Source organism: Bacteroides sp. M10 (assembly GCF_014334015.1).
Classification (GTDB): domain Bacteria; phylum Bacteroidota; class Bacteroidia; order Bacteroidales; family Bacteroidaceae; genus Bacteroides; species Bacteroides intestinigallinarum.
This window is the reverse complement of sequence record NZ_CP060488.1, coordinates 1,488,087-1,501,404: the sequence shown is the minus strand read 5'-3', so window position 1 is coordinate 1,501,404 and position 13,318 is coordinate 1,488,087. Positions and strand designations below refer to the sequence as shown.

The 13,318-nt window shown below is 40.0% G+C and carries 5 protein-coding genes; 3 read left to right on the top strand and 2 right to left on the bottom strand.

Annotated features, from left to right (window positions below):
* Positions 1-34: 34 nt before the first annotated feature.
* Both H8796_RS05440 and H8796_RS05435 read right to left on the bottom strand, forming a co-directional pair.
* A complete protein-coding gene (locus H8796_RS05440) occupies positions 35-1,711 on the bottom strand; it encodes a right-handed parallel beta-helix repeat-containing protein (RefSeq protein ID WP_117933337.1) in 1,677 nt (558 codons plus the stop codon).
* An 8-nt stretch (positions 1,712-1,719) separates the two neighbouring features.
* Positions 1,720-4,122 (bottom strand): glycoside hydrolase N-terminal domain-containing protein, encoded by a 2,403-nt coding sequence (locus H8796_RS05435; RefSeq protein ID WP_117933335.1) that lies wholly within the window; start codon positions 4,120-4,122, stop codon positions 1,720-1,722.
* A 300-nt stretch (positions 4,123-4,422) separates the two neighbouring features.
* On the opposite strand from H8796_RS05435, the gene H8796_RS05430 reads away from it, so the two are divergent.
* The 3 genes from H8796_RS05430 to H8796_RS05420 all read left to right on the top strand — a co-directional run bounded on the left by H8796_RS05430 (position 4,423) and on the right by H8796_RS05420 (position 13,295).
* Positions 4,423-7,422, top strand: a complete 3,000-nt coding sequence (locus tag H8796_RS05430; RefSeq protein ID WP_117933333.1) for a TonB-dependent receptor — start codon at positions 4,423-4,425, stop codon at positions 7,420-7,422.
* Between the two features lie 21 nt (positions 7,423-7,443).
* The gene (locus H8796_RS05425) at positions 7,444-9,105 is read left to right on the top strand and encodes a RagB/SusD family nutrient uptake outer membrane protein (RefSeq protein ID WP_117933331.1); all 1,662 of its coding nucleotides are present in this window, start codon (positions 7,444-7,446) and stop codon (positions 9,103-9,105) included.
* A gap of 134 nt (positions 9,106-9,239) precedes the next feature.
* Positions 9,240-13,295: a hybrid sensor histidine kinase/response regulator transcription factor gene (locus H8796_RS05420; RefSeq protein ID WP_117933329.1), complete on the top strand. Its 4,056-nt coding sequence runs from the start codon at positions 9,240-9,242 to the stop codon at positions 13,293-13,295.
* Positions 13,296-13,318: the final 23 nt, after the last annotated feature.

Here is a 13,318-nt window from a genome sequence, read left to right as displayed (position 1 = left end):
TATATTGTTCATACAGAATATATACCCAATAACTCTAGTCATTCTCTACATTTGTACAATGCTTCAATAAAACAGACTCTTTTGTGGAAATAGGGGAAACTCCTTCGAAATAATTACCTGAAATTTGGATATTATCTGTCCAACGGGCATAGATAGCCAGTTTATCTTTCAGTGTAAAACGATTTTTTTCGATGCGGATTCCTTTATGAACAGTCCCGTTTGGGTGGTCATTTTCAGGAGCAATGCTGATAACCGGACTTCCACATTCTATGAAATGATTGTTTCGGATGGTTAGATCGTACACAGGACCTGATTCATACCAGCTGCGGGCATCATCGGAAACAGCAATGGCACTCATCGGGGTTCGATAAAACACATTATTTTCAATTACGACTTTTCGGCGAGTTGTAACGAGTATTCCTCTTGTTGGTGTCCGGGCAAAATAATTGTTGCGGATTTCTACTTCCGGTGTCCAAGTGATATTCTCCACTACTACTTCCTGTTGTTGTAGGGCAGAAGGAATGGAGTCATCTAGCGTAAGTTTACAATCATAGTCATTTACTCTCTCTACTTTTCGTATGGATGCTTTATGTAGACATTGCAATGAATGTACGTTGGTAAATTCAATTTCATCTCCGGGAAAGAAAGCCTTGAATCCGTAAGACTGTGGGTGCATGAAACGAACTGATATTTTATTTCCCGGTTCGTAAGCGATAACTTTTAGATGAGTGCCGTGTATATTGACCGGATCATCTTGTGCTCCTTCAAAGCGGGAATGGATAATACAAATCTTTCCTTTACATCCGGACATTTGCACAAAATCGGCAAAACCGGCACAGGTACGGTTACTGCCATATTCTGGTTCACAGTTTAAATATTTATAAGTCAGATTCTCTGAATATTGGGCTACGATTCCGAAATTTCCTAAAAAATGCAGATTCAGATGTTCAAGTGCAATGTTTTTGCTTAAATGAATAAATCCACAGACTTGGTCCCGGATGGCATTCCGCATCTGAAATATTTCTCCCGGATATAACGTTTTTTTCTGGTCGTATATCGCGTGTATCTGATGATTCCCGATATCGGTAAGGGAAACGGCATGATCGGTAGGCAGGTTACAACGATTTGTTATATTAGTATGCAAATCAAATGTTTGAGCGATTCCTCCGGTAAAACTCCATTCTGTTCCTAACCATTTGATTTGTTTATCCACAATTTCATACCGGTCATTGGGATGAATTTTAAAAGTAGCTGTGTAGGTCGTTGTATCGATAACTTCCATTTCCGTAACCGAAGGATCAGCCGCTTTCAGTGTAAAGTTTCGAAGTGTTATATTTTTACTTTGGTCTATGACGAAAGAAGTCATTTCTCCGTGTGTAATCAGATGTGCGCCACCCCCATCAATGACGAGATTTTTCATATCTTTTATCCAAAGACCGATATGTTTGGTAGGATCCGGATTCTCTTCTTTGGAAGCAGTGTTGGAAATAAAGTAAATTTGTTTGGAACTACTTTTACGATATAAATGATAGTCTCCTTGTTCCAGTTGTATCACTACTTTCTTCCCTTTCAAGCGACGTGCTTGTTCTATGGCAGTTTGCAGACGCGGAGTCGCGTCGTCGGATTTTGCTTTCACAAAAATCGTTTCTTGTGCTGATAATACGGACAAGACACATATCTGGAAAAGGAAGAAAGTGATGATTTTGTACATAAACTTACTTATTTGAATTTTAATATATCTTTAGCTTTCATGGAAACGGTAATCAATCCATTATTAATTGCTGGGTCGATCTGTTTGTTATTCAGCGTAATCGTGTAATCCTTTCCTTGTGGAACTTTTACGGTAAATGTATTGTCAACAATAGCTTTCAGAGTTGCTTCATTAATTAAAGACTGATTCCAGTCGGCAGAAACTTCTCCTCCTCCCTTGACACACAAGCCTTTGTAATTTCCCACATTCCATTGTTCCGGCAGACAAGGTAGGAATTCAATATACCCTTCGTGGCCTTGTACTAACATTTCTGCTATTCCAGCTGCTCCGGCTGCGTTTCCGTCAAGAATGAAAATATCATAAGGTGCTCCGGCAATACCAGCAGGGGAGATACTCAATAAATTTTCTCGTGTGAATATACTCTCGAGAGTAAGTATACTTTGATAGGCCTCTTTAGCATCTTTCAACCGGGCATAAAAACATATCATATTGGCACGGCTCCATTCCGTATCTTCCCAACCTTCTGCAGCTAGACGGTCTTCGATGGTTTTGCGTGCACCTACTGCGAGTTCCGGGGTTTTATCCAATGAAATTTGTTCGTAAGGATAAAGAGCCAGTAAGTGTGAAGTATGGCGATGATTAGGGCTTGCTTCATCGTAATCTTCCAACCATTCCCGTACGCCACCGTTGGCACGCAGACGGATTGGAGGAAACTTTTTGAGGGCCTGTTGCAAGCTATCACTGAATGATTGGTCGATACCTAAAATCTGTGATGACTGAATGCAGGCATTGAATATTTCATAAGCTAATACACGGTCACAGGTGGGCATCATTGACGCACATAAATTATTACCTTCGTAAAGGAAAGAATTTTCTGGTGATATACTGGGTCCTGTTACCATATAGCCTGTATTGGGATCTTCGACCATATAATCGAGAAGAAATTCTGCATTTCCTTTTAGCAGAGGATAGGCGGTTTTTGCCAGATAATCTTTGTCGCGCGTATATTCGTATTGAGTCCAAAGATGTGAGGCAATCCAACTGCTTGCTGTTGGAAATAATCCCCAGAGGATACTTCCAGAAGGAGCTGTGTATCCCCATATATTGGCTGTGGTATGTGCTGTCCATCCTTTACATCCATATATCTTTTGAGCAGTTTTGGCTCCATGGATAGATAAGTCTTTGATATATTTGAAAAGGGGAAGATGGCACTCTGCCAGATTACCTACATTCGCTATCCAATAGTTCTGTTGTGTATTGATATCCAGATGATAATCATTTGTCCATCCCATATTACAAGCCAGATTATCATTGAAGAAGCCCTGTAGGGCAGCCGGAAGTGGTGAGTTTTCCCGTGAAGAAGCAATCAGCAGATAACGTCCATACTGGAAAAGTAATACGTCAAGTCCAGGATCATATCCACCTTTTTTCACTTGTTCCCATCTTTTGTCAGTTGGCAGGTTATTGTATTCTCCCGTTCCCAACTTCAGGGAAACACGGTCAAAAAGAGAAGAATAATCATTGATATGAGCTTTCTTCAGTTTCTTATATGCTTTTTTTTCAGCTTTAGCTACAGTTTCTTTACAAAGAGATTGATAAGTGTTATTCTTGTAATTGGTGCGTACATCTATTACGATAGTCAGCATATCGGCATTGTTTACAGATATAGTAGAATCTTCAGCCTGTAATGTTCCGTTAGGTGCAGATACAGCGATGCGTCCCTGAAAACTCACACCGCCGGGACCTTGCTTGGGGAAATTAACAGTTCCGTCGAAAATCAGTTGATTGCCATCGGTTGAGAGTTCGGATTCCCGCAACATGCTTAATGACAGTTTTGCATGAATGGCTTTCTTTTTATTGGCGGACATCCGTAATACAAGTACATCGTCCGGATTGGTAGCAAAACATTCGCGCACATAATTAATGTCGCCTATTGTGTAACTGGTTGTACTGACAGCTGTAGTCAGGTCGAGCGAACGACGGTAATTGCTAACCGTACCTTCCGGATAGCTGAAAGTAAGTTTCAAGTCACCAATAGGAAGATGTGTGCCGAAAGAATGTCCGTTGCCATGCAGAAATTCTCCTGCAATCTGATTTCCTTCCTGTATTTTTCCTTCGAAAAAGAGTTTTCTTAATTCATTCATTCTTTCTTTTCCGAAAGGAATTTCTTGATTTTCGTCATATTGTCCTGACCACATGCTTGATTCATTCAGTGCGATGGTTTCTTCTTCAATACCGCCGAATACCATTGCCCCGAGACGACCATTTCCTACCGGTACAGAACTCATCCATTCTTTAGCAGGCTGTTCATACCATAGTTCGACTTTGTCTTTTGCCTCCATTGTATCCGTACATCCCGAAAGGGAGGACATCATAATAACTAGAGAAAAACTGATAGTTTTAATTTTCATGGTTCAAATATATAATTATGTGATTAATATAAGAATAGGTAGTTGTTTTTATTATAAGACAAAATTAGTCTATCGTGATTTTTTTGTTCTATACAAATGATTCATAAAATGACAAGAATGCACCCTACAGGAGTTCACAGCGATGTTTGAAGCAAATATTCTATTTTTTGCAGCGTTTATAACTCAATTACTCATTATATATCGGGTATATTTGCATTGCATTTAAAGATAAATATTAGATCTAATAAAAAACATGAGATTCATTAAATACAATTTTGTTTTACCTATAAATTCAAACTTATGAAAAGAAGCTCGACGGCAGTAATTTCTTTGTTATTTGCCTGTTTATTGTTGGGAACTCCAACAAAGTCTTTAGCTTTGGAATCAACACCTGCTGTTGCCAATGACACGAAGGAGCGAAATTGGACTATTCAGGGGCAGATACTTGAAAACTCAGTGCAACCGCTTCCTATTGCCGGTGTCAATGTTCTTATTAAAGGTACTACGATTGGTACCATAAGCGATACAAACGGATATTTCTCTATTAAAGCTCAAAAAGGAGATGTGATCGTATTTACTTATCTTGGATTCCGACCTTATGAATATGTTGTATCCCGTGCTATTAGTAATTTGAGTGTCTCTTTGTCCGAAGATTCCGAAGCATTGGATGAAGTGGTAGTTACCGGATACTCGGAAGAGAAAAAGTTGAATTCAATTTCTTCTGTATCTACATTGGATATCACTAAAAATCTGAATTCTAAGCCTATTACTTCTATCTCACAGTCTTTACAGGGAGGTGTAACAGGACTGACTGTTACGCAAGGTTCTGGTATGCCGGGTGGAGACGGAGCTTCCATTAAGATTCGCGGTATTTCCTCCTTACATACTAATAATGACCCGTTGGTATTGGTTGACGGTATTCCAATGGATATGAATCAACTGGATCCGAATACAATTGAAAGTGTGACTATTCTGAAGGATGCCGCTGCCGCTGCTATTTATGGTGCACGTGCCGCCAATGGTGTAATTGTGGTGAAAACTAAACGTGGTACAGTAGGAAAAATTAATGTATCGTATGATGGTTACTTTGGTGTTCAAAAAGCAACTTATCTTCCTGATTTCGTAAATGCAGCCGAATATATGACAATGGCTAATGTTGCCAAAAAAAATATTGGAGGTGACGAGTTGTATAGTGAGGAAGTAATTAAAAATACAATAGCCGGTGCTGATCCTTATAAATACCCTGATACGGACTGGGCAGATTTCCTGTTTAGCACTGGATATGTTCAAAATCACTCTGTCTCTGTTTCAGGTGGTGGTAGTTTGGCGCGTTTTGCCTTGAGTGTAAATTATATGCAGAATGAGGGGTTGACGGAACACACAAGCTCCGATCGGTTGAATATTCGTGCCAATACCACTGTCAGTTTGCGGGATAATCTGTCTGTAAATATGGACTTCAATGCTTACCGCACTAACCGGAAGCAACCTAAAACGGATGATGCCGACAAGTCATTATTTGAATGGATGTATAAGACACCACCTAATACAGTGACTCGTTATCCGAAGAAAGAAGGAAGTAGTTTCACTTATTACGGAAACAGGCCTATGATGGCCAATCCCGCAGCTTTTATCGATCATTCGGGCATACGTGAAGATTATGAAGATAATATCAGCGTCAACATCTCCCCCCGTTGGGAAATATTGCCTAATTTGGTATTGAAAGGGCAGTATTCTTATCGTATCAGTAGCCGTGGAGGAAAATCCATGCGTGATGCTTATAACTTTTTTGATTACAACACAGATGTGCTGCTGAATACATGGGGAGCAAACTATACTGATTATAGAGATCATGATACCTATTATTATTTGGGTGGTACTGCTGAATATACCTATGATAAAGGTGACCACCGTTTGTTTGTCATCGGAGGTTACAATCAGGAGTTGACTCATAATAATAGTTGGGACAGCTATTCGATGATTTCCATGTTTGCTAAAGCAAATTATACATATAATCGGCGCTATCTTTTGGAAGGTACTGTACGTCGCGATGGTTCTTCACGCTTTGGAGACGGTGAAAAATTTGGCGTATTTCCTTCGATTGCTGTAGGTTGGAATGTACATGAAGAAAAATTTATGAAATCTTTGAAGAATGAAATCAATGAGTTGAAGTTAAGAGGTTCGTATGGTTTGCTTGGTAACGAGAATATCGGTCTGTATAAATATCAGACATTTATAGATATGGGTAATGGTGAAGAAAAGGAATATGGTAATCCTAAAATTACTTGGGAAAAAGTGAAAATGCTGAATGTCGGTGCAGACCTCCGTTTGTTCAAGGATTTGAGCCTTACTTTCGATTGGTACGAAAAGACGACTTCTGGTATGCTAATTACCCCTCCTATTTCTTCTATCGGTGGTATTTGGGCGAGTGCCATCAATTCAGGAAAAGTACGCAATAGAGGTTGGGAGTTCAGTGTAAATTATGACAAGCAATTTAAAGATTTCGGTTTTAGCATCCACGGTGGTCTGTCTCAAAACAAAAATAAAATCATAGACTTATTTGGAGCGCCTTATGATAACGGATCTACAATTAATCAGATCGGTTATGCTTTGAACAGTTATTATGTTTATCCTACTGATGGTCTGTTGCAGGAGAGTGACTTTACGAAAGACGCTTCGGGCAATTGGGTACCTAAAGAAGGCGTGGTCATCTTTGACGGGCAACAACCGGGAGACATTAAATATTTAGATGTGTCAGGTCCGGATGGAAAACCTGATAATAAGATTACTACCGATGACCGTGTAATTCGTGGAAATGACCAGCCCGACCTGAACTATTTTGCAAACCTTTCCTTTAATTATAAGAAGTGGAGTTTTGAGGTTCTTTTTCAGGGAGTTACAGGAGTAGATGCTTATTATAGCGCACCATTCTCTAACGGATTGAATCTGACAGGAGACGGATTGACACCCATGAAAGCGCAGTTGGATTATTGGACCCCGTCGAATCCCGGTGCACATTATCCGAGACTGACACCGTCACCCGATTATGGTAATAATCACCATGCGTCTGATTATTGGCATTTCGATGCAAGTTATTGTCGTGTGAAATACATTCAGGTAGGATATACGTTTGACCAGATGTCATTGAAAAAAGTAGGTGTTTCAAGTATTCGTGTATATGTGAATGCTCAGAATCCGTTTACTTTTGCCAAAGAAAGTATGGTTGATCCTGAAAGCCGTGGTCAGATGGGGTCTTATCCGTTGCTGAAAACTTATTCTGTAGGTCTTAGTTTGAATTTCTAATCATTAAAACATTGACGTATTATGAAACGATATAATAAAATAATTTTTAAAGGGCTGTTCCTTGCCGGGCTTATGGGCTTATTCGGTAGTTGTGAAGACTTTCTGACCAGAGATAAACCGAACGCTTCGACAGATGATGATTTCTGGCAGACGCAACAAGAATGTGAATCGGCGCTTGGTACTTGTAAATTATGGGTGAAAGGTGACTGGGGTGGAGATGAAATCGGTATGATATTTCAGGATGGAGCAACGGATAATGTCTATTTTACGGGTAACTTTGATGTGCGTATCCAACAATTGGGAAACGGTTCGCTGGTTCCTCCTGCCGACAATAATAACCCAGGACCATGGGAATATCAGTTTTATACCTGGAACCAATGTTATCGGAAAATCCGTAACTGTTGCCGCTTGCTTGATCATATTGATAAGGCATACTTCACAAATGAAGATGAACGCGACCGTATGAAAGCGGAAGCAAAAGTATGGAGAGCATGGTATCATATCCGTTTATTGAACTGGTATGGGAGAAATGATGGTATTCCGTATGTAGACAAAGTTTTATTACCCACAGAAATTTATATGGCACGTACCCCGGTTAACGAATGTCTGGATAAGATTAACGCTGAACTAGATGAAGTAATCAATTCAGAAGCTCTTCCGTTTATCTGGGATGAAGGAAGACGTGACCGTATGTCTCGGTCTATCGCCCTGACTTTGAAGATGGATATCAATCTCCAGTTCAAACGATATGATATTGCTAAAGCGGCTGCATGGGAACTGATAAAAAGTAACGAATTTGAACTATATTATTCTACCGCTTCCGATAACCATCCGGGTAAGAATTACCGTGATTTGTTTACCTATACGGGAAAGCAGAACAAAGAGCGTATCTTGTTTAAAGGAGGAGGTTCAAGTGGTGTATTTTTCCGTTGTATGTCAGGTAGCTTCGGCGGACAAGGCGTAATGAGTGTTTTGAAATCTTTTGTCGATACTTATGAAACGGCAGATGGTCGGACCATTCAATCTTTATCTACTTCTGAAAGAGAAGCTTATGAAAAAGATCCATATCATGGAGCAAGAGATCCGCGTATGAATGTGAGTATTTTTACACCGGGGGACAACACAGGTTTTTCTAATTACACATTCAATCCTTTCAATCCTGATTGCGGTGATTATATTGGCAGAAATGACGGTATACGCAGTGGTTATATGATGAAAAAGTTTATGACGGAGGATGATCGTGGAAACAATGGACAAGGTAGCCTTGACTTCGTAATCTATCGTTATGCGGAAGTACTGCTGGATTATGTTGAATGTCTCATTGAAACAGGGCACTGGGATGATCCGAAAGTGAAAGAATACATTGATGCTATCCGCGTTCGTGGCGGAATGCCCCGAATGGATGAAACTGTCTATAACTCGGAAGAAAAAGTGCGTGAGTTGTATCGTCGCGAACGTCGTGTGGAACTTTGCTTCGAAGGCAAGCGTTATGATGATATCCGGCGTTGGGGAATTGGTAACGATGTGATGAATGGTGCTATTTATGGTGCATGGAATCCCGATACCCAGGCATTTATTAAATTGGAGGAACGTCGTTGTTCATTCCCGAAATTCGATTCATGGCCACTCCCGCAACAAGAAGATACTTCTAATCCTAATATAAGTCAGCCCACCGGCTGGTAACTTTTGTTTCTTACCGGGAGAACAAATTTCCGTCAGGCATATCAAAATGCTTGGCGGTTCTTTTTGTAATAGGATGGTAAGCAGGATAAAAAAATCTTTTATCTTTGTGGCATAACGAATAATATATCCATGCTATGAAAAGATACATCTTCATATTATCGGTATTGTGCAGTCTGTTACTTTCTGCACTATCTGTCAAGGCACAAGCATATTCCAAATTTTATTTTACCCATATCAATGGAGAAAATGGATTGTCGGCAAGTAATGTGAAGACAATCTTGCAGGATAGCTATGGATTTATGTGGTTCGGTACGAAGAACGGTCTGAACCGTTATGACGGTACGTCGGTCCTTCAACTCAATTGTGACGACCAGATAGCTGGAACGGGCAATCATAATATCAGTGCTCTTTATGAAGATAAAGACCGTAAACTTTGGGTAGGAACCGATCGGGGAATCTATTTATACGATCCAGCTATGGATATTTTCACGCACTTGAAACCTGAATCATCAGATAAGATTACCCCGGACAATTGGGTGGCGGAAATACTTGCTGATTCTACTGGCAATATATGGGCGCTAATTCCCGATCAGGGTTTGTTTCGGTTTAACGGAACAGATAAAGTGAGTCATTATCCGATTACGGATAAAAGTAATTTAAAAAATGAAAGTCCCGAATGTATTGCTGTCAACAAGAAAGGAGAAGTTTGGGTAGGTACTTCCGGAGTAGGTTTGTACAAATACAATCAAGATAAGGACTCTTTTGAACAGTATCTTACAGATTGCAATGGGAAATCATTGATTAATAAGAATATAATGAGTATATGTTTTCAGAATGATGACATTATACTCGCTATCCACGAAGGAGAACTGCTGAAATATAATACTCATACTCGTCAATTCACTAATATTCCTTTTCCTGGTGAACGACAAACATTCTTGCGTGATATAGTCTGCTTCGGAGATGAACTTTGGGTCGGTTCTCATCACGGATTGTTTATCATCAATGAGAAAAAGAACAGTATGCTGCATCTCAAAGAAGACCTGATGCGCTCGTTTAGTCTGTCGGATAATATCATTTATTCAATTTATAAGGATACTCAAGGAGGAATTTGGATCGGAACAATGTTCGGTGGAGTCAATTATTTGCCGAATCATCGTCTTTCGTTTGATAAATACGTCCCCGGAAGTGACGGACATTCTTTGAATACCAAGCGTATCCGGGGATTGGCGGAAGATGATAACGGCTGTATTTGGATTGGTACGGAAGATAATGGAATCAATGTGCTGAATCCCCACTCCGGTAAAGTGCACCAAGTATATGATAATGTGCCGGGCCATCTTATAACCTTGTGTGTCAGACATTATAACAATCGTATTTACAGTGGATTATTCAAGCAGGGGATGAATGAAACTAGCTTGCCTGATGAACGAATCCGGTGTTTGTCTGAAGAGGAGCTTGGTATTGATGAGGGTAGCGTATATGATTTCATGATAGATAGTAAAGGACACAAATGGATAGGAACTGGATGGGGGCTTTATATGGCAGAACCGAATGAAAAGGAATATCATAGGGTGGATGCTGTTGGTTATAATTGGGCTTTTTGTATCATGGAAGCAAAAGATGGTACTATTTGGGTGGCATCTATGGGGAATGGTGTATGGAGATGTAAACCCGAGTCGGGAACTTTTCAGAATTATGTATATGAAGCGGGGAAAAAGAATACACTAAGTTCCAATTCCGTTAGTTCCATTATGCAAGATAGTAAAGGCAATATATGGTTCTCTACCGACCGTGGCGGTATTTGTCGTTATAATGAGGCACAGGATGACTTTACATCTTTCGGCATCAATGAGGGATTACCGGACGATGTATGTTATGATATTTTAGAGGATGAACATTCTAATTTATGGTTTGGAACTAATAAAGGACTGGTGCGGTTCAATCCGGAAAGCGGAGATGTAAGCGTATTTACGAATAAAGACGGACTACTGGGTAATCAATTCAATTACCGTTCGGCACTAAAAGCGCGTGATGGCAAATTCTATTTTGGAGGAGTGGACGGGCTGATTGCTTTCGATCCTGACTCTTCCGATCAAGATAGTTCGCTACCTCCGGTTTATATTTCCAAATTCAGTATTTATAATAAGGAAATTACTGTACATAGTCCGAATTCACCTTTGAAACAGTGCATTGTGCATACCAGTGAAATAGTACTTCCTTATGACCAGTCGAATATCAGTTTTGATATTGCTATGTTAAGCTATTCTACAGTGGAAACCAATCAATACTATTATCGTATGCTCCCGCTAGATAAAGAATGGATTCGTGCTGCTAGCAACAAGAATATATCATATGCCAAACTCCCGCCAGGGAAGTATACTTTTCAGGTAAAGGCAACCCATCATGCCAGTAAGTCCGAACCTTCTACCCGCTCGCTGACTATTGTCATCCTGCCTCCCTGGTGGCTGTCCGTATGGGCTTATATTGTTTATATACTGGCTATCATTTTAGTTGTATTCTGTTGGTTTTTATGGTACAAGCGGCGTAAGGAGCGTCAGATGGAAGAACGTCAGAAACTCTTTGAGATAGAAAAAGAGAAAGAGTTATATGAATCGAAAGTAAATTTTTTCACAGAGATAGCGCATGAAGTGCGTACTCCCCTGACACTGATTAACGGTCCGCTTGAGGCTATTCAGGAAGAGGACATTCCGGAAGTTAAGAAGAAGAAATATATCAGTGTCATCGTAGAGAACACGAAGCGGTTGCTTGAACTCACCGGACAACTTCTTGACTTCCAGAAGATAGGTGCCAATAAACTTTCCATGAAATTTGAGAGTGTGGATATTGTAGCCCTTCTGAAAGGAATCGTAGCCCGCTTTGAAGTAACTTTCAATCTGAACAACAAAGAATTGATATTAAAACTATTGGAAGAAGAGGTATGGGCAGCCGTAGATAAAGAAGCAATAACTAAGATTGTGAGTAATCTGCTCAATAATGCTTTGAAGTATGCTACAAAACATATACAGGTAGAACTGGAAAAGGATAAATCTTATTTTACCATTCGGGTAATCAGTGATGGAAACAAGATTCCGGAGGAAGTGAGCCAATATATTTTTGAACCTTTCTATCAGATGGAAAAAGGAGAAATGCCTAAAAATGGGGTGGGTATCGGATTGTCACTGGCACGTTCATTGGCATCCTTGCATAAAGGGACGCTTTCTCTTGACACTACCTATGAAAAGGAAAATATTTTTGTGTTGACCGTTCCTTTGAACAAAGAAGGCATTAGCCTGCAAAACAGTAAAGTCGTACAGAAAGATATTGTGGAGTTGGATGAAGAGACTTCCGTTGAAACAGATATGCATGGATATACTCTGTTGTTGGTAGAAGATAATGAAAATATGTTGACATTCATTTCAGAAAGACTGCGTGAAAGTTTCACGGTAGAAACGGCGAAGAATGGGGTAGAAGCGGTTGAAGTGTTGAAAAGCAGCCATGTCGATTTGATCATCAGTGATATTATGATGCCGGTGATGAACGGGTATCAGTTGTGTAAGGAAGTTAAGTCAGATCTTGAGCTTTCTCATATCCCTGTTATCTTCCTGACTGCCAAGAATGATATTGACAGTAAAATCAATGGATTGAAGTATGGGGCGGAGGCCTATGTGGAGAAGCCTTTCTCGTTCGGTTACCTCAAGGAACAGGTATTGTCATTGCTCAATAACCGCCGCCGGGAGAGGGAAGCATTCTCGAAACGTCCGTTCTTCTCTGTGGATAATATGCAGATGAACAAAGCGGATGAGGAATTTATGAATAAGGTGATCCGGATTATTGAGGACAATATAACCGATGATAATTTCGGAGTGGAGAAAATGGCGGATATTCTTTGTATGAGTCGTTCCAGTTTGTTGAGAAAAATTAAAACGATATTTAATCTTTCCCCACTTGACTTTATCCGTTTGATCCGGCTCAAGAAAGCGGCGGAATATATTCAGGAAGGTAAATATAGGATTGGAGATATCTGTTATATGGTGGGTATTAATTCTCCGTCTTATTTCAGCAAACTGTTTTTGAAACAATTCGGCATGACTCCGAAAGATTTCGAGAAACAGTATCAGAGTGGAAAGCAAGCCATCGTTCCACAGGATATAAGGAATACGGATGCTATAAATGATGCGGATAAATAGAATATTTGTGGATTCAGAGAGTT